The 17,628-nt window shown below is 70.5% G+C and carries 14 protein-coding genes; 8 read left to right on the top strand and 6 right to left on the bottom strand.

All coding sequences use genetic code 11. The features are described 5' to 3' along the window. Positions 1-4 precede the first annotated feature (4 nt). From ACIQWX_RS37495 to ACIQWX_RS37480, 4 genes are read right to left on the bottom strand one after another with little or no spacing between them, the layout of a single operon-like run. Positions 5-1,603, bottom strand: a complete 1,599-nt coding sequence (locus tag ACIQWX_RS37495; protein ID WP_400881551.1) for an acyl-CoA carboxylase subunit beta — start codon at positions 1,601-1,603, stop codon at positions 5-7. Beyond that, the gene (locus tag ACIQWX_RS37490) at positions 1,600-2,748 is read right to left on the bottom strand and encodes an acyl-CoA dehydrogenase family protein (RefSeq protein ID WP_400881549.1); all 1,149 of its coding nucleotides are present in this window, start codon (positions 2,746-2,748) and stop codon (positions 1,600-1,602) included. The genes ACIQWX_RS37495 and ACIQWX_RS37490 overlap by 4 nt, the downstream gene beginning before the upstream one ends. Further along, positions 2,745-4,433 (bottom strand): acyclic terpene utilization AtuA family protein, encoded by a 1,689-nt coding sequence (locus tag ACIQWX_RS37485; protein ID WP_400881547.1) that lies wholly within the window; start codon positions 4,431-4,433, stop codon positions 2,745-2,747. The genes ACIQWX_RS37490 and ACIQWX_RS37485 overlap by 4 nt, the downstream gene beginning before the upstream one ends. Beyond that, entirely contained in the window at positions 4,430-5,221 is a 792-nt protein-coding gene (locus ACIQWX_RS37480; protein WP_400881545.1) for a TIGR03084 family metal-binding protein, read from the bottom strand. The genes ACIQWX_RS37485 and ACIQWX_RS37480 overlap by 4 nt, the downstream gene beginning before the upstream one ends. Before the next feature lie 140 nt (positions 5,222-5,361). On the opposite strand from ACIQWX_RS37480, the gene ACIQWX_RS37475 reads away from it, so the two are divergent. The 4 genes from ACIQWX_RS37475 to ACIQWX_RS37460 all read left to right on the top strand — a co-directional run bounded on the left by ACIQWX_RS37475 (position 5,362) and on the right by ACIQWX_RS37460 (position 11,168). Then, positions 5,362-6,201: an enoyl-CoA hydratase-related protein gene (locus tag ACIQWX_RS37475; RefSeq protein WP_400881543.1), complete on the top strand. Its 840-nt coding sequence runs from the start codon at positions 5,362-5,364 to the stop codon at positions 6,199-6,201. Continuing rightward, a complete protein-coding gene (locus ACIQWX_RS37470; protein WP_400881541.1) occupies positions 6,198-6,797 on the top strand; it encodes an acetoacetate decarboxylase family protein in 600 nt (199 codons plus the stop codon). The genes ACIQWX_RS37475 and ACIQWX_RS37470 overlap by 4 nt, the downstream gene beginning before the upstream one ends. Positions 6,798-7,182: 385 nt before the next feature. Then, on the top strand, positions 7,183-10,080 hold the full coding sequence (locus ACIQWX_RS37465; protein WP_400881539.1) for a ribonucleoside-diphosphate reductase subunit alpha: 2,898 nt from the start codon (positions 7,183-7,185) through the stop codon (positions 10,078-10,080). Between the two features lie 14 nt (positions 10,081-10,094). Next, positions 10,095-11,168, top strand: a complete 1,074-nt coding sequence (locus tag ACIQWX_RS37460) for a ribonucleotide-diphosphate reductase subunit beta (RefSeq protein WP_400881537.1) — start codon at positions 10,095-10,097, stop codon at positions 11,166-11,168. Between the two features lie 49 nt (positions 11,169-11,217). On the opposite strand, the gene ACIQWX_RS37455 is transcribed toward ACIQWX_RS37460, so the two are convergent. Further along, entirely contained in the window at positions 11,218-11,574 is a 357-nt protein-coding gene (locus ACIQWX_RS37455) for a DUF2255 family protein (protein WP_400881535.1), read from the bottom strand. Positions 11,575-11,701: 127 nt separating this feature from the next. Between ACIQWX_RS37455 and ACIQWX_RS37450 the strand changes: the two genes are divergently transcribed. Further along, positions 11,702-12,619, top strand: a complete 918-nt coding sequence (locus tag ACIQWX_RS37450) for an alpha/beta hydrolase (protein ID WP_400881533.1) — start codon at positions 11,702-11,704, stop codon at positions 12,617-12,619. Here ACIQWX_RS37450 and ACIQWX_RS37445 read toward each other — a convergent pair. After that, positions 12,613-13,017, bottom strand: a complete 405-nt coding sequence (locus ACIQWX_RS37445) for a pyridoxamine 5'-phosphate oxidase family protein (protein ID WP_400881531.1) — start codon at positions 13,015-13,017, stop codon at positions 12,613-12,615. The two genes, ACIQWX_RS37450 and ACIQWX_RS37445, sit on opposite strands and share 7 nt — an antisense overlap. An 82-nt stretch (positions 13,018-13,099) precedes the next feature. Here ACIQWX_RS37445 and ACIQWX_RS37440 point away from each other — a divergent pair, with 82 nt between their 5' ends. The 3 genes from ACIQWX_RS37440 (at position 13,100) to ACIQWX_RS37430 (ending at position 17,593) form a co-directional block, all read left to right on the top strand. Further along, a complete protein-coding gene (locus tag ACIQWX_RS37440; protein ID WP_400881529.1) occupies positions 13,100-14,071 on the top strand; it encodes an AraC family transcriptional regulator in 972 nt (323 codons plus the stop codon). 17 nt (positions 14,072-14,088) lie between these two features. Continuing rightward, the gene (locus ACIQWX_RS37435; RefSeq protein ID WP_400881527.1) at positions 14,089-15,549 is read left to right on the top strand and encodes a cytochrome P450; all 1,461 of its coding nucleotides are present in this window, start codon (positions 14,089-14,091) and stop codon (positions 15,547-15,549) included. Positions 15,550-15,775: 226 nt separating this feature from the next. After that, the gene (locus ACIQWX_RS37430) at positions 15,776-17,593 is read left to right on the top strand and encodes a putative bifunctional diguanylate cyclase/phosphodiesterase (RefSeq protein WP_400883098.1); all 1,818 of its coding nucleotides are present in this window, start codon (positions 15,776-15,778) and stop codon (positions 17,591-17,593) included. Positions 17,594-17,628 lie beyond the last annotated feature (35 nt).

The raw sequence follows: 17,628 nt of genomic DNA, 5'->3' as shown, positions 1-17,628 counted from the left end.
TCGCTCACATCCGGAAGACGCCGAAGCCCTCGGCGCCCTTCACTGGTCCATTGTGGATGGCGGACAGGCTCAGGCCCAGCACGGTACGGGTGTCGCGCGGGTCGATGATGCCGTCGTCGTAGAGCATGCCGGATAGGAACATCGGCATCGACTCGGCTTCGATCTGGCCTTCCACCATGGCGCGCATGGCCTTGTCGTGTTCCTCGTTGTACTCCTGGCCACGGCTTTCGGCCGCCGCGCGGGCCACGATGGACAGCACGCCGGCCAGCTGCGCCGGTCCCATCACCGCGGACTTGGCGCTCGGCCACGCGAAGAGGAAGCGGGGATCGTAGGCGCGGCCGCACATCCCGTAGTGGCCGGCGCCGTAGGACGCTCCCATGAGGACGGACAGGTGCGGCACCTTCGAGTTCGACACGGCGTTGATCATCATCGCGCCGTGCTTGATGATGCCGCTCTGCTCGTACTCCTTGCCGACCATGTAGCCGGTCGTGTTGTGCAGGAACACCAGCGGCGTGTGGATCTGGTTGGCCAGCTGGATGAACTGCGCGGCCTTCTGCGACTCCTCGCCGAACAGCACGCCCTGGGCGTTGGCCAGCACGCCGACCGGGTAGCCGTGGATGCTCGCCCAGCCCGTGACGAGCGAAGAGCCGTAGAGCGGCTTGAACTCGTCGAAGTCGGAACCGTCGACGACGCGGGCGATGACCTCGCGCGGGTCGAAGGGCACCTTGAGGTCGGTCGGCACGATCCCGAGCAGGTCCTCGGCGTCGTACAGCGGCTCGGCGTACTCCGGCTTCGGAGAAGGCCCCTGCTTGGTCCAGTTGAGCCGCTTGATGATGTTGCGGCCCAAGCGGATCGCGTCGGCTTCGTCGACGGCCAGGTAGTCGGCCAGGCCGGACGTCCGCGCGTGCATCTCGGCGCCGCCGAGCGACTCGTCGTCGGACTCCTCGCCGGTCGCCATCTTGACCAGCGGCGGCCCGCCGAGGAACACCTTGGCGCGTTCCTTGACCATCACGACGTAGTCCGACATGCCCGGCAGGTACGCGCCGCCCGCGGTGGAGTTGCCGAAGACCAGCGCGACCGTCGGGCAGCCCGCGGCCGAGGCGCGCGTGATGTCCCGGAAGATCCGGCCGCCGGGGATGAAGATCTCCTTCTGCGTCGGCAGGTCCGCGCCGCCGGACTCGACGAGGTTGATCGTCGGCAGCCGGTTCTGCGCGGCGATGTCCGCCGCCCGGAAGGACTTCTTGGTCGTCCACGGGTTGCTCGCGCCACCCTTGACCGTCGGGTCGCTGGCCGAGATCAGGCACTCGACGCCTTCGACGACGCCGATGCCGGTCACCAGGCTCGCGCCGACGCGGTAGTCGGTGCCCCACGCGGCCAGCGGCGACAGCTCCAGGAACGGCGAGTCCTGGTCGAGCAGCAGCTCGACGCGCTCGCGGGCCAGCAGCTTGCCACGCTTGCGGTGGCGCTCGACGTACTTCTCGCCGCCGCCGGCGACGGCCTTGGCCTGCTCGGTGTCGATCTCGGCGAGCTTCTCCAGCATCGCCTCGCGGTTCGCGCCGAACTCGGCGGCCCGCGTGTCCACTGTGGACCTCAAGGTAGTCACGAGGTGTATCCCAATCGCTTCGCGGCCAGGCCGGTGAGGATCTCGGTGGTGCCGCCGCCGATGCCGAGGATCCGGACGTCGCGGTAGTGGCGCTCCACTTCGGACTCCCGCATGTAGCCGAGCCCGCCGTGCAGCTGGACGGCCTCGTTGACCACCCACTCGGCGGCCTCGACGGCGGTGTTCTTGGCGAAACAGGCTTCGGCGATGACCTCTTCGCCCGAGACGTGCCGGATCGCGGCCTGCCGGGTGTAGGTGCGGGCCACGTCCACGCGCCGCGCCATCTCGGTGAGCTTGTGCTGCACGACCTGCCGCGAGATGAGCGGGCGGCCGAACGTCTCGCGCAGCCGGCACCAGTCGAGCGTCAGGTCGAGAGCCCGCTGGGCGTGCGCGTACGCCTGCACCGCGAGGGAAAGCCGTTCGGTGACGAACTGGGTGGCCACCTGCGCGAAGCCGCTGTTCTCGGCGCCGACGAGGTTCTCGACCGGTACGCGGACGTCCACGTAGGACAGTTCGGCGGTGTCGGAGCAGAGCCAGCCCATCTTCTCGAGCTTGCGGGACACGGTGAACCCGGGTGTTCCGCGCTCGACGACGATCAGCGAGAGCCCGTGGGCGCCGTCGCCGCCGGTGCGCACCACCGTCGTCACGAAGTCCGCGCGGCAGCCGGAGGTGATGTAGGTCTTGGCGCCGTTGATGACGTACTCGTCGCCTTCGCGGACGGCGGTGGTCCGGATCCCGGCGACGTCCGAGCCGCCGTCGGGCTCGGTCACGGCGAGCGAACCGATCTTGTCCCCGGCCAGCGTCGGGCGGACCCAGCGTTCGAGCTGGACCGGGTCGTTCGCCTCGGCGATGTGCGGGACGGCGATACCGCAGGTGAACAGCGACGCGAAGAGCCCGCCGGAGCCGCCCGCGTAGTGCATCTCCTCGGCGACGACGAGCGCGTCGAGGTAGTTGCCGTCGCCGCCGCCGATCTCCTCGGGGAAGGCCACGCCGAGCAGGCCCAGCTCACCGGCTTTGCGATGCAGGTCGCGCGGCAGCTCGCCGGCGCGTTCCCAGTCGTCGAGGTGGGGCAGGACCTCCTGCTCGACGAACCTGCGCACGGTTTTGCGCAGCTCGGCACGTTCGGGCGTCCGGAAGGGGTCGGTCACAGGAGCACCTCGGGGACGTCGATTTCGCGGGAGCGCAGCCACTCACCCAGGGCCTTGGCCTGCGGGTCGAACCGCGCCTGCGACGCGACACCCTCGCCGAGGATGCCTTCGACGACGAAGTTCATCGCCCACAGGTTCGGCAGCAGGTACCGGGTCACCGGCAGGTCGGCGGTTTCGGGCAGCAGCAGCTTGAACTCGGCCACGGTCAGCCGGTGCACCAGCCACCGCCAGGCCTCTTCGGACCGCACCCAGACGCCGAGGTTGGCGTTGCCGCCCTTGTCGCCGCTGCGGGCGCCGGCGATCGTGCCCAGCGGCACGCGGCGCACCGGCCCGTGGTCCAGGGGTTCGGGCAGCGCGGGCTCGTCCACATCGGACAGATCCAGAGTGGACGCCGACGGCGCTGTGTCGACACGCATGCCGTCCGGCAGCACGGCCACGTGCGGCACCTTCGCGGCGTCCACATAGGCCGCCGTGTAGACGCCGTACGGCGAGGCGTCCGACGGCGGCGCGGTGACGTGGAAGCCGGGGTAGCTCGCCAGGGCGAGTTCGACGGCGGCGCCGGTGAACGCGCGGCCCGCGACCTTCGGGTCGGCGTCCTTGACGGCGACGTGCAGCAGCGCGCTGGCCGTCTGCTCGGTTTCGGCGTCGGCGTGGTCGGTCCGGGCAAGGGTCCACCGGACGTCGGCGGGCGGCCGGTCCTTCAAGGACGCTTCGAGCTGTTCCTTGACCAGCGCGGCTTTCGCCTCGACGTCGAGTCCGGTGAGGACGAACGTCGTCTCGTTCCGGAACCCGCCGAGGGTGTTCAGCGCCACCTTCAGCGTCGGCGGCGGAGCTTCCCCGCGGACGCCGGAGATGCGGACGCGGTCCGGCCCGTCTTCGGTGAGCGACAGGGTGTCGAACCGGGTCGTGACGTCGGGTCCGGCGTACCGCGCGCCGGTGATCTCGTACAGCAGCTGCGCGGTGACCGTGCCGGTGTTCACCACTCCCCCGGTGCCCGGGTGCTTGGTGATGACGCTCGACCCGTCGGCCTCGATCTCGGCGATCGGGAAGCCGGGCACGCCCAGGGAGTGCTCGGTGAAGAAGGCGTAGTTGCCGCCGGTGGCCTGGGCGCCGCATTCGATGACGTGCCCGGCCGCGACCGCGCCGGCGAGGGCGTCGAAGTCGTCGCGGGCCCAGCCGTAGTGCGCCGCGGCCGGGCCGACGATGACCGAGGCGTCGGTGACGCGGCCGGTGACGACGACGTCCGCGCCCGCGTTCAGGCACTCGACGATGCCCCACGCGCCGAGGTAAGCGTTGGCCGTCAACGGTTTCCCGAGGTCCAGCTCGTCCGCGCGGGCCACGAGGTCGTCGCCTTCGACGTGCGCGATCTTGACGTCGAGGCCGAGCTTGGCCGCCAGTTCGCGCAGCGCGTCCGCGAGTCCGGCGGGGTTGAGCCCGCCCGCGTTCGCGACGATCTTCACACCTTTTTCCCGCGCCAGGCCGAGGTTTTCCTCCATCTGGCGCAGGAACGTCTTGGCGTAGCCGCGGTTGGCGTCCTTCATCCGGTCGCGGCCGAGGATGAGCATGGTCAGCTCGGCCAGGTAGTCGCCGGTCAGGACGTCGAGGGGACCGCCGGTGAGCATCTCGCGGACGGCCGAGAACCGGTCGCCGTAGAAGCCGGACGCGTTGCCGATGCGGTAGGTCATGCGAACTGTCCCGGCTGCCGGCCGTCCCCCGGCGGGCCCGCGAAGGCCTGCGCGATGGTCAGCCACTCCTCGACGTCGGCACCGTGCGCGACGAGGTCGGTGTCGGCCGGGTGCCGCCGCTGCGTGACGACCAGGCAGAAGTCCAGCGCACTGCCGGTGAGCTGCTGCTCGGCGTCTTCAGGACCGAACGCCCAGGTGGTGCCGTCGGGCGCGGCCAGTTCGACGCGGAACTCCTCGGCCGGCGGCGCGAGCGAGTGGGTCAGGTAGGCGAAGTCGCGGGTGCGCGTGCCGAAGCGGGCGATGTGCCACAGCCGAGCGGTGGGCTCGCGGGTCAGGCCGAGCGCGTCGAAGACGTCCTGGCCGTGTGCCCAGGTCTCCATCATCCGCGCGGTCGCCATCGAGGCGGCGCTCATCGGCGGGCCGTACCAGGGCAGCTTCTGCCCGTCCGGCACGGCGGCGAGGGCTTCGGCGAGCGCGGCCCGGCCTTCCCGCCAGTCCGCGAGGATCTCCTCGGGCGGCCGCTCGGCCCCGGCCGCGGCGCCGTCGTCGACGTAGGTCTCCCCCGCCTTGAGCAGCTCCTCGACCTCGGCCTGCCAGTCCTCCGGGTGGGCCGCCGCGATCAGGGCCTTCCGGTCGGTCCAGGCCAGGTGCGCGATCTGGTGCGCGATCGTCCACCCCTCGGCGGGGGTGGCCCGCGCCCAGTCCGACGCGGGCAGGTCCGCCACCACGTCGTCGATCGTCCGTGTCTCCGCGTCGAGATCCCCGAGGATCACGCCGAGATCCGCCATCGCCCGCCTCCTTGCGTCCTGGCTGCCAGCGTCGCACCGGCCGCCGGAAAAATCAAGCACGCCTGATTGTTTCGCTCCGGACGCTGCGGACCCACTATTGACATCTTGCCAGTAGTGCCGGTCTGCAATAGTTTCCTCGCATGGCCGACTACGCCGAGATCACCTACGCCGTCGCGGACCGGATCGCCACGGTGACGCTGAACCGCCCCGAGGCGCGCAACGGCTACACGATCCGGATGGCCGACGAGCTCGGCGCCGCGATGGACCGCGCCGACCGCGACGAGGACGTCCGCGTGGTCGTGCTGACCGGGGCGGGCAAGGACTTCTGCGTCGGTGCCGACCTGTCGCAGGGCGGCTTCGACTTCGACCCGTCGACCGGGCCGGACGCGGCGTGGCAGGAGCCCGCCGGCCGGTGCTCGAAGCGGATCTTCGCGATGAACAAGCCGGTGATCGCGGCCCTGCACGGCGCGGCGGTCGGCGGCGGCGTCACGATCACGCTGTCGTGCGACTACCGCCTCGCGTCGGAGGACTCGCGGTTCGGCTTCGTGTTCACGCGCCGCGGCATCTACCCCGAAGGCGCGTCGGCGTGGTTCCTCCCCCGGCTCGTCGGGATGGGCACGGCCTTGGACTGGATGATCAGCGGCCGCGTGTTCCCCGCCGCCGAAGCTCTCGAAAAGGGCTTGGTGCACAAGGTTTTCCCGGCCGGCACGGTGCTAGAAGAGGCGTACGCGCTGGCCCGCGAGATCGTCTCGACGACGGCGCCGGTGTCGGTCGCGGTGACCCGCCAGCTGCTCTACCGGATGGCGAGCGCCGAGTCCCCGTACCCGGTGCACGAACTGGACTCCCGCCTCATCGGCGGGCTGGGCGCGAGCCCGGACGCCGTCGAAGGTGTGATGTCGTTCCTGCAGAAGCGGCCGCCGGCATTCGGCATGCGCGTCGACAAGGACCTGCCCGCCTACCTGCCCTGGCTGGAGAAATGACCGCTTACCCGCCGCAGCCCTGGAACCTGACCGCCGACGCCCGGGTGTCGGTCTGGCGGGTGCCGCCGTCCGCTCTCCCCGCGCTGCCCGCGGAGCCCCTGGTGGTGGCCGGGATGGCGTCGGTGTTCACGGCGTGGATCGACTACACCCCGCCCGGGCAGCTGGCGTACCACGAGCTGCTGGCCGCGGTGTCGATCAAGGCGCGGCGCGTGTCGTGCTCGATCACGGAGATCTGGGTGGACAGCGAGGCGTCCCTGGCGGGCGGCCGCGAGCTGTGGGCGATCCCGAAGGACCTGGCGGACCTGGACTTCACCGGCGACCGCACGTTCACGGCAACGGCGGCGACCGCCGACGACTGGATCGCGACGGCGGCGTTCAAGCGCCGGGTCGGCCTGCCGCTGAAGGTGCCGACGTCGTTCGAGGTGGTTCAAGAGCGCGACGGTCTGCTCCGGACCCCGGTGGGCGCGAAGGTCAGCCCGCGCCCGGCGTCGGCGGACTGGAGCTTCAACCCGGACGGCCCGTTGGGCTACCTCGACGGCCGGCGCCCGGTGGCGAGCCTGGAGCTCCCGAAGTCGGAACTCCGCTTCGGCGCCTGACGCCCCGCCTGCCCTGCCCCCGGCCCGGCCCGGCCCAGCCCAGCCCGCATGACGTGAATGACTCATTCATGTCACCAGACGACATGAATGAGTCATTCACGTCGTCGGCCCGCGCACCTTCCCACCGGACCGCGCCGCAAGCGCGCCCACGGCGCCTGAACTGCACCTCTGGGTGATCACGTAACCCGCCAGGGTGAGGGGCTCCGACACGCCATTTAGGGTCCCGCGCGGGGACCGACCCCTACATGTAGTCTCTGGTGACCGGCAGCCCCCAGCGACGGGGAGACCGCTGCGGAGGGTGGCCGGGCAGCTTTCAAGAAACCGCAGCGCACGGCCTCATGACGCCGTGTGGCGATCGAACGCGCCCGAAAACTTGGAGACACGCATGTCAGTCGAAACCGGTCAGCGGCCCTCCGCCGCCGACACCCCCACCGCGATCCGGGTCATCCGGCGGGACGGCAGCGTGTCGCCGTTCGACGCCGGGAAGATCTCGGTCGCGCTGACGAAGGCGTTCCTCGCGGTCGAGGGCGGCGACGCCGCCGCGTCCTCCCGCGTGCACCACGTCGTCGCGGAGCTGACCCAGCAGGTCGAGACCACCCTGCTGCGCCACGCCGGCCCCGAGACCGCCCTGCACATCGAGCAGATCCAGGACATCGTCGAGCTCGCCCTCATGCGCGGCGAGCACCACAAGGTCGCCCGCGCCTACGTCCTCTACCGCGAGGAGCGCAGCAAGGCCCGCGAGGCCGCCAAGCCCGCCGCCACCGAGGTCTCGCTGAACGTCAAGGGCGCCGACGGCGTCCTGCGCCCGCTCGACTGGGCCCGCGTGTCCCACGTCGTGGGCGAAGCCGTCGCCGGGCTCGACGACGTCGAGGCCGAGCCGGTGCTGGCCGAGGCCAAGCGCAACCTCTACGACGGCATCAGCGCCGACGAGCTGGCCCTGGCCCAGGTCCTGGCCGCCCGCGTGCTCGTCGAGCAGGAGCCGAACTACTCCTTCGTCTCCGCCCGCCTGCTGCTGGACAAGCTGCGCGGCGAGGCCCTGAGCTACCTGGCGGGCAAGCCGCGCCAGGCCAGCCAGGACGAGATGACGAGCGAGTACGCGCCGTACTTCCGCGCCTACCTGCGCCGCGCGATCGAGCTGGAGCTGGTCGACGCCGAACTGCAGCGCTTCGACCTCGACAAGATCACCGCCGCGATCCGGCCCGAGCGCGACCTCGACTTCGGGTTCCTCGGCCTGCAGACGCTCTACGACCGGTACTTCCAGCACCACGACGGCACCCGCTTCGAGCTGCCGCAGGCGTTCTTCATGCGCGTCGCCATGGGCCTGGCCATCCGCGAGGACGACCGCGAAGCCCGCGCGATCGAGTTCTACGAGCTGCTGTCGAGCTTCCACTTCATGGCGTCCACGCCGACGCTGTTCAACTCGGGCACCACGCGCCCGCAGCTGTCGTCCTGCTTCCTGACCACCGTGGACGACGACCTGGACTCGATCTTCCAGGCGTACAAGAACAACGCGCTGCTCGCCAAGTACTCGGGCGGCCTCGGCAACGACTGGACCCCGGTCCGCGGCCTCGGCGCGCACATCAAGGGCACGAACGGCCAGTCGCAGGGCGTCGTGCCGTTCCTCAAGATCGCCAACGACACCGCCGTCGCGGTCAACCAGGGCGGCAAGCGCAAGGGCGCGGCCTGCGCGTACCTCGAGACCTGGCACGTGGACATCGAGGAGTTCCTCGACCTGCGCAAGAACACCGGTGACGACCGCCGCCGCACCCACGACATGAACACCGCGAACTGGGTGCCGGACGAGTTCCTCCGCCGCGTCGAGGCCAACGCCGAGTGGACGCTGTTCTCGCCGAACGAGACGCCGGACCTGCACGACCTCTACGGCAACGAGTTCGCCGCCCGCTACCGCGAGTACGAGGCGATGGCCGACCGCGGCGAGATCAAGGTCTTCCGCCGGATCCGCGCGGTGGAGCTGTGGCGCCGCATGCTGACCATGCTGTTCGAGACCGGCCACCCGTGGATCACCTTCAAGGACCCGTGCAACCTGCGCTCGCCGCAGCAGCACGTCGGCGTCGTGCACTCGTCCAACCTGTGCACCGAGATCACGCTGAACACCACCACCGACGAGGTCGCGGTCTGCAACCTCGGCTCGGTGAACCTGCTCAAGCACGTCACCCCGTCCGGTTTGGACACCAAGCGGCTCGAGAAGACCGTGCGCACGGCCGTCCGCATGCTGGACAACGTGATCGACATCAACTTCTACACGATCCCGGAGGCGCGCCGCTCCAACCTGCGCCACCGCCCGGTCGGCCTGGGCATCATGGGCTTCCAGGACGCGCTGTTCGAGATCGGCGTCCCGTTCGCCTCCGAAGAGGCCGTCAAGTTCGCCGACGTCTCCATGGAGCACCTCTCCTACTACGCGATCTCGGCGTCGACCGACCTCGCCGAGGAGCGCGGGCAGTACCAGTCGTTCGAGGGATCGCTGTGGAGCAAGGGCATCCTGCCGATCGACTCGATGCAGCTGCTCATCGACGCGCGCCAGGGTGACGGCCTCGACGTCGACCTCTCGTCCACTTTGGACTGGGCGCCGCTGCGCGAGCGCGTCAAGACCGTCGGCATGCGCAACTCCAACGTGATGGCGATCGCGCCGACCGCGACGATCTCCAACATCTCGGGTGTCGGGCAGTCGATCGAGCCGCTGTTCCAGAACCTGTTCGTCAAGTCGAACATGTCCGGCGACTTCACCGTCGTCAACCCGCACCTGGTCCGCTCGCTCAAGGAGCGCGGGCTGTGGGACGAGGTCATGGTCAGCGACCTCAAGTACTTCGACGGCTCGCTGGGCCAGATCGACCGCGTGCCGGACGACCTGAAGGCGCTGTACGCGACCGCGTTCGAGATCGAGTCGAAGTGGATCGTCGACGCCGGTTCGGTGCGCCAGAAGTGGATCGACCAGGCGCAGTCGCTGAACCTGTACATCGCGGCGCCGAGCGGCCGCAAGCTCGACGAGCTGTACCGCTACGCGTGGCACAAGGGCCTCAAGACCACGTACTACCTGCGGGCGCAGTCCGCGACGCACGTGGAGAAGAGCACCCTGCGCGGCACCGACGGCAAGCTGAACGCCGTTTCGGCCACCCCTGCCCCGGCTCCCGCGGCGGCCGCCCCGGCGCCGGCTCCGACGCCCGCTCCCGCGCCGACGCCGGCCCCGGCACCCGACGTGGACTTCGTCGCCACCGAAGGCGCCGCCTGCCGCATCGACGACCCCGACTGCGAAGCCTGCCAGTAAGGAACTTGACGAACATGACCAACGTGGAGACGACGGACGCGACCGGCCTCGGGGAGATCGAGGTCGGCGCCGCCCGGATCAACGTCGACGACAAGCGCATGATCAACGCGCGCGCCGACGTCAACCAGCTGCTGCCGATGAAGTACAAGTGGGCGTGGGAGAAGTACCTCGCCGGCTGCAACAACCACTGGATGCCGACCGAGGTCGCCATGCAGGCGGATATCGCGCTGTGGAAGTCGCCGGACGGCCTCACCGAGGACGAGCGGCAGATGCTCAAGCGCAACCTCGGCTTCTTCGCGACCGCGGAGTCGTTGGTGGCCAACAACATCGTGCTCGCGGTGTACCGGCAGATCACCAACCCCGAGTGCCGCCAGTACCTGCTGCGCCAGGCGTTCGAGGAAGCCGTGCACACGCACACCTTCCAGTACATCTGCGAGAGCCTCGGCCTGGCCGAGGGCGAGCTGTTCAACATGTACCGCGAGGTCCCGTCCATTTCGGACAAGGACGCGTGGGCGCTGAAGTACACGCAGAACCTCGAGAACCCGGACTTCGAGACCGGGACGCCGGAGGCCGACCAGGCGTTCCTGCGTGACCTCGTCGCGTTCTACGTGATCTTCGAGGGCATGTGGTTCTACACCGGCTTCGCGCAGATCCTGTCGCTGGGCCGCCGGAACAAGATGGTCGGCATCGCCGAGCAGTACCAGTACATCCTGCGCGACGAGTCGATCCACCTGAACTTCGGCATCGACTGCATCAACCAGATCAAGATCGAGAACCCGCACCTGTGGACCGAGGAGTTCCAGGCCGAGGTGCGCGGCATGCTGAAGGAGGCGTGCGAGCTCGAGGTCAACTACGCCCGCGACACGATGCCGCGCGGCATGCTGGGCTTGTCGGCGCAGCTGTGCGAGCAGTACATGCACTTCATCACCGACCGGCGCGCGCAGCAGATCGGGCTGGCCCCGATCTTCGGCGAGACCGAGAACCCGTTCCCGTGGATGTCCGAGGCGATGGACCTGAAGAAGGAGAAGAACTTCTTCGAGACCCGCGTCATCGAGTACCAGTCGGGCGGCGCGCTCGACTGGGACTGATCTCCCGCACCGAGCCCGGCCACGCCTTTCGGGGCGTGGCCGGGCTTTTTCACGTCGCCGGGTCGATCCGGACGGTCGCGGCCCGCGCCTGCGGGCTCGCGACGAGGGCATCGGACACCGGTCCGTACTTGCCGGCGAAGGCGGCGTCGAGCCCGGCGGGCGGTTCGAGACCGGTCGCGAACGAGACGTCGCGGGTGACGCCGCCCAGTTCGATCCGGCCGTGGCCGTGCTCGCGCGCCGCGCGGTACCAGCGCGAACGGACGCCGCGGTAAGCGCGGACGTACAACCCGCCGTCGACGACCGCCATGCCGATCTCGACGCCGGGTCCGGGGCGGTCCCCGGCGGTCAAGGCGAGCGAGTAGGCGTCGTCGAGCAGGGCGAAGTCTTCGGGGGTCCAGGTGGTCATGGCTCCAGTGTGGAGCGTCCGCCGCGCCCTGTGCCTGGGCAGGATCCTTCCCAGGCAGGAATTCTCGGCTTTTCCGCCCCGCGAACCCGGGCGAAGGTGGAGTCACCACCGACCGAGGAGAGTTCCCATGGCCCCGACCACCGTCACCTTCCCCAGCGCCGGCATCGACATCGCCGCGCACCTCTACCTCCCCGACGGCGCGGGCACTCCGCGGCCGGCCCTCGTCGTCGGTCACCCCGGGACCGGCGTCAAGGAGCAGACTTCCGGGACGTACGCCCGGCTCATGGCCGAGCGCGGGTTCGTGACCCTCGCGTTCGACGCCGCCCACCAGGGCGAGTCCGGCGGGCTGCCGCGCGGCCTCGAAGACCCCGCCCAGCGGATCGAAGACTTCAAGGCAGCCGTCTCCTACCTCACCACCCGGCCCGAGGCCGACGCCGGCCGGATCGGGCTGCTGGGCATCTGTGCCTCCGGCGGCTACTCCCTCGCCGCCACCGGAGGCGATCACCGCGTCAAGGCGGTGGCCACCGTGTGCACCGCCGAACCCGCCCGCCAGTTCCGCTACGGCGCCGACGGCACCCAGGACCCGGCCGTCTTCCAGGGCCTGCTCGACGCCGCCGCACGAGCGCGCACCGCGGCCGCCCGCGGTGAGGACCCGGGCGTCCTGACGATGTTCCCCGAAACCGTCGCGGAAGCCGGCGCGCTCGGCGGGCAGCACGGCGTCGAGGGCTGGGAGTACTACTGCGGCGCCCGCGGGTACCACGAGCGGTCGGCGAAGTTCCTCACCTGGGACAGCGTCGACAAGATGGCCGCGAGCGACGTCTTCCACGCCGTCCCGCTGATCGGCCCGCGCCCGGTGCTGCAGATCCTCGGCGAGCGCGCGGTCACGGCGTGGATGGGCCTCGAAGCCCACCGGCGCGCCACCGGACCCGCGGAGATCCACTGGATCGAGGGCGCGAGCCACGTCGACCTCTACGACAAGCGCGAGTACATCGACCCCGCCGTCGCGAAGCTGGACGAATACTTCACCGCCAACCTGGGTCAGTAGGCGTAGCGGCGCACCTTCTCGGGGTGGATCACCAGACGAAGCTGGTCCACCGCAAGGATTCCCTCGAGATCCGCGGCACGGGCCGGGTCGCCGAGGTCCCAGTAGCGGGAGGCCAGGCGCTTCGCCAGGTCGTGGGCCCCGTCCGGTTCGAGCGAAACCCGGCCCGTGACCGAAACCCACCGTTCGCGCTCCCCCACCGGGGCCGCCACCACCAGCGAGGCCAGCGGGTCGCGGCGCACTCGCTTGACCTTCGGTGAGTCCGGTTCGGTGAACAGCTCGATCGTGCCGCCGGTCGTCGCCTCGAACCAGACCGGGCGGGGCTCGGCTCCCGCCACCGTCAGGAACCCGTGCAGCGGCCGGCGGAGGAACTCGAGGTCCTCGGGCGTCAACTCAGTCATGACGCCCAGTCAACCCGACCGGATCGGACGATCCCATAGGCGAAGCTCCGGAATGCCTGCGTGATCGTCTAACCTCGCGGACGTGGACGCGTTCGGTGACCTGCGGGCCCACGGCTCGCTCTTCGGCAGCTCGACCCTCTCCCCGCCCTGGGCGCTGCACTTCGTCGACGGCGCGCCGCTCACCCTCTGCACCGTCCTCACGGGCGGCGGCTGGATAGTGCCGGACCACGGTCCGCCGGAACCGCTGCGCGCGTACGACACGGTCGTCGTACGCGGCCCCGGGACGTTCACCTTCGTCGACGAGCCCCGCACGAGCGCCGAGCCCGTGCCGTGCGGCGAGTTCTGCGCGGCTCCCGAGCAGGGCGGGACCCGCCACCGCCGCGGCTGGCACGACCCCGGCTCCGGCACGACGACCCTGATCACCGGCGCCTACCCGGTCCGCGGCGAGATCGGCCGCCGGCTGCTGGACGCCCTGCCGGTGGTGCTGCGCGTGGCCGGCGGCGGCACCGGCGACGCCGTGCTGGACCACGTCGCCGCCGAGGTCGCCGTCGACGCGCCGGGCCAGCAGGTGGTGCTCGACCGGCTGCTGGACTGGATGCTCGTCTGCACGCTGCGCGAGTGGTTCGACCGCCCCGGCGGCACACCCCCGGCGTGGTGGACGGCCCAGCGCGACGCGGTGGTCGGCCACGCGCTGCGGCTCCTGCACGCCGAACCGGCGGCGCCGTGGACGGTCGGCACACTGGCCGCCCGCACCGGCGTGTCGCGCTCGACGCTGGCGAAGCGGTTCGGCGAGCTGGTCGGGGAGCCGCCGCTGACGTACCTGACGCGCCACCGCATGACGCTCGCGGCGGATCTCCTGGCCGAGCGCGAGACGGCGACGGTCGCGGAGGTGGCGCGCGCTGTCGGGTACGCGGACGCGTTCTCGTTCAGCGCGGCGTTCAAGCGGGTCCGCGGCACGAACCCGAGCGACGTCCGGCATACCGGGAAGCCACCCGAAAAGAGGCCCGCCCAGGTGTTGTCAGACCGTCAACAAGGGTGCATCGTGGAGGGGTAGCCGATCTCAGCGGGGAGATGGTCACTTTGCCGGGCACCGTCAGCCGAGCCGCCGAAGCACTGCGCGAACGCGTTCCGCCTCTGACCGCGCTCCCGCTCCCCCACCGGGTCGACGAACGCTGGCTGCAGTCGCGGTGGCCCGTCAAGGAACTCGCCACGCCGCCCGCGGGCAGCGGACTCAAGCCCGTCCTCGGCGACGAAGGCCCGCCCGTCGTCGGGCACATGCTCGAAATGATGCGCTTCGGGCCCGCCTTCGGCCTCCGCCGTTACGAGCTCTACGGCCCCGTTTCCTGGACCGGCGGTTTCGGCCGGAAGATCGTCGCGCTGTCCGGGCCGGAGGCGACGCAGATCGCGCTCGTCAACAAGGACAAGGCCTTCTCGCAGGAAGGCTGGAAGTTCTTCATCGAGAAGTTCTTCGAGCGCGGCCTGATGCTGATGGACTTCGGCGAACACCACCTGCACCGCCGGATCATGCAGGAAGCCTTCACGCGCTCGCGGCTCACCGGCTACGTCGGCGAAATGGGCCCGGCCCTGCGCGAAGGCGTCGCGAGCTGGGGCGACAACGAGCGCCCGCGGCTGTACTGGGCGCTCAAGCAGCTCACCCTCGACGTAGCGACGCGCGTGTTCATGGGCATGCGCAGCGGCGCCGACGCGCACCGGATCAACCGCGCGTTCGTCAGCTCCGTGCGGGCCGGCACCGCGCTGGTGCGCTTCCCCGTGCCGGGCGGCCGCTGGTCGGCGGGCCTGCACGGGCGGAAGGTCCTCGAGCGCTACTTCAGCGAAACCCTGCCCGCCAAGCGCAAGTCGGACGGCGACGACCTCTTCACGGCCCTCTGCCACGCCACCACCGAGGACGGCGACCGCTTCACCGACACCGACATCGTCAACCACATGATCTTCCTGATGATGGCCGCGCACGACACGACGACCATCACCAGCAGCGCCATGGCCTACTACCTCGCCAAGCACCCGGAGTGGCAGGAGCGCGCCCGCGAAGAGTCACTCGCTCTCGGCGACGACGTCCTCGACATCGAGGCGATCGACAAGCTCGAGACGCTGGACCTCGTGATGAAGGAGGCGCTGCGGCTCGTCGCGCCGGTGCCGTCGCTGACCCGCCAGACCGTCAAGGACACCGAGGTCCTCGGCCACTACATCCCCGCCGGCACCCTGTGCGGCGTCTCGCCGACGGTCAACCACTTCACGCCAGAATGCTGGACTAACCCCTTCGACTTCGACCCCGAACGCTTCGCCGAGCCGCGGCGCGAGGACAAGTCGCACCGGATGGCGTGGATGCCGTTCGGCGGCGGCGCGCACAAGTGCATCGGGCTCCACTTCGGCAGCCTCGAGGTGAAGTTGCTGATGCACGAAATGCTGCGCGCGTACCGCTGGTCGGTTCCGGAGAGTTACACCGCGAAGTGGGACTACGTGTCCCTGCCGGTCCCCGCGGACGGTCTGCCGGTGCGGTTGAGCCGTCGCTGACCCGGGCACGCACACCCGGTGTAACGAAAAGTTACCGCATGTGGAGATTCGTTCACTCGTTCAGCCGGTAGACACCCCGTTACGCGCATGATGGCGTGGCATCGGTCGCGGCCGAGGGGTACCTAGTGTGGCTTCATGATCCCCGACACCGCGGCTGAACTGGCCTGACCCGTGCATGAAGAGGTGGAGTGTGCCTGAGCCCGGTGCCGCGCCAGGACTGCTGGACGTGGCGCGCAGGTGGGCGGCGACGTTGGCCGACACCAAAGGAGTAACACTTCCCCCGGAGGAGCTGGAGCCGCTGCTGCTGGAGATCGCGCACGACGCGGTCGACCAAGCCGGTCCGGGCCACGACGGCGCCCTGCACCGGTTCACGGCGCTGTACGCCGCGTCGCCGATGGGGATCGCGCTCGCCGACCCCGGCGGTGAGATCGTCGAGGCCAACCTCGCGCTCGGCCAGCTGCTCGGCTGCTCGCCGGACAAGCTGCGCGGCCGGCACCTCACCGACCTCGGCTCGACCGACCACGACGTCTCGCGGCTCAAGGCGGCCCTCGAGCAGGTGCGGGGCGGACGTGAGCGCTACCAGGAACGGATGCTGCTCGACCACACCGAGGACGGGCAGCTCTGGACCGACGTCACCCTCGCGCGCCTCCCCGGTGACCGGCCGGGGTCGGTCTACCCGGTGCTGATGGTGTCCGACGCGAACGAGCTGCACCTGCTGCAGGAACGGCTGCTGCACCAGAACGTGCACGACCCGCTGACCGGGCTGCCCAACGCGTCGTCGTTCACCACGAAGCTCGAAGCGGCGCTCGGTGCCGGCGCGCGTGACGACATCGCGCTGATCTACCTCGACGTCGACGGCTTCAAGGTGGTCAACGACGGCCTCGGCGCCGGCGTCGGCGACCAGGTGCTGCGCGGGGTCGCGGGCAAGCTGTCGGCGGTGTTCACCGGCCACCACGACGGGTTCGTCGCGCGGCTGTCCGGCGACGGCTTCGCGGTGCTCCTGCGTGGACGGCTCGCCGCGCCCGAGGTCGTCGAACTCGTCGAGCGGGCCCTGGAGGACCTCAACGAGCCGATCTACCTGGCCGGGCACGGCATCGGCGTGAGCGCGAGCGCGGGCATCGTCGTGCGTGCGGCCGTCGAGGGCGGCGCGGCGGAGTTGTTGCGGGCGGCGGAGATCGCGCTGCACCGGGCCAAGGAGGCCGGCAAGGCGCAGTGGATGCTGTTCGACCCCGAGCTGGACGCCCGCGACCGCGGCCGCTACCAGCTGGGCGCGGTGATCGCGGGCGCGCTGGAGAACGGCGAGTTCTCGCTCGTCTACCAGCCGACGGTCCGCCTGGCCGACCCCGACCGCCTCGCCGCGGTCAACGCGGGCCTGCGCTGGAACCACCCGGACAAGGGCGAGCTGGACTCCGACCAGTTCTACCCGCTGGCCCAGACGACGGGGATGACGGTGCCACTGGGTCGCTGGCTGCTGGCGGAGTCCCTGGCGGCGACGGCCCGCTGGCGCACCCGCTTCGGCGACGCGGCCCCGGACGTGTGCGTCCGGCTGCCGAACCGGCTCGCCATCGACCCGGACCTGGTCATGCTGGTGAAGGAGCAGCTGGACAAGCACGAGCTGCCGGCCAACGCGCTGCGGCTGTGCACCGACCGCGACTCGGTCCTGGATCCGCGCGGCGAGGTCCTGGACTCGTTCGCGGTGCTGTCCGAGCTGGGCACGCAGCTGGTGCTGACGATCTCGGGCTCGGCGGACCTGGAGCTGATCCCGCAGCACCGGCTGCCGGTCCACCACGTGATCCTGTCCGGCCCGGTGGTCGACGCGCTGGACGCGGACTCGCCACCGGAGCCGGCGTTGCGACACTTGACGCAGCTGGTGACGCGGGCCCGCGAGCTGAAGCTGCGCGTGGGCGCGGAGGGCGTCCGCACGCACGAGCAGGCGGCCCGGCTGCGCCAGCTGGGCGTACTGGCGGCGAGGGGGCCGTTCGTGGCGGACTCGGCCACGGGCGACGAGGTCGACGAGCTGATCGCGCGGCACCCCACCACCTGACCCGAGCGCCCCAATGTGGCCTTGGTTGCGTCTCA

Origin of the sequence: Amycolatopsis sp. NPDC098790 (assembly GCF_044759945.1) — a bacterium.
Lineage (GTDB): Bacteria > Actinomycetota > Actinomycetes > Mycobacteriales > Pseudonocardiaceae > Amycolatopsis.
The sequence above is the reverse complement of the archived record's forward strand: the minus strand, read 5'-3'. Positions and strand labels throughout refer to the sequence as shown.

Excerpts from the sequence above, each read along its gene's own strand:
- ACIQWX_RS37445 (WP_400881531.1), bottom strand. The coding sequence starts at position 13,017 with ATGACTGAGTTGACGCCCGAGGACCTCGAGTTCCTCCGCCGGCCGCTG.
- ACIQWX_RS37480 (WP_400881545.1), bottom strand. The coding sequence starts at position 5,221 with ATGGCGGATCTCGGCGTGATCCTCGGGGATCTCGACGCGGAGACACGG.
- ACIQWX_RS37475 (WP_400881543.1), top strand. The coding sequence starts at position 5,362 with ATGGCCGACTACGCCGAGATCACCTACGCCGTCGCGGACCGGATCGCC.
- ACIQWX_RS37485 (WP_400881547.1), bottom strand. The coding sequence starts at position 4,433 with ATGACCTACCGCATCGGCAACGCGTCCGGCTTCTACGGCGACCGGTTC.
- ACIQWX_RS37470 (WP_400881541.1), top strand. The coding sequence starts at position 6,198 with ATGACCGCTTACCCGCCGCAGCCCTGGAACCTGACCGCCGACGCCCGG.
- ACIQWX_RS37435 (WP_400881527.1), top strand. The coding sequence starts at position 14,089 with ATGGTCACTTTGCCGGGCACCGTCAGCCGAGCCGCCGAAGCACTGCGC.
- ACIQWX_RS37465 (WP_400881539.1), top strand. The coding sequence starts at position 7,183 with ATGTCAGTCGAAACCGGTCAGCGGCCCTCCGCCGCCGACACCCCCACC.
- ACIQWX_RS37450 (WP_400881533.1), top strand. The coding sequence starts at position 11,702 with ATGGCCCCGACCACCGTCACCTTCCCCAGCGCCGGCATCGACATCGCC.
- ACIQWX_RS37460 (WP_400881537.1), top strand. The coding sequence starts at position 10,095 with ATGACCAACGTGGAGACGACGGACGCGACCGGCCTCGGGGAGATCGAG.
- ACIQWX_RS37455 (WP_400881535.1), bottom strand. The coding sequence starts at position 11,574 with ATGACCACCTGGACCCCCGAAGACTTCGCCCTGCTCGACGACGCCTAC.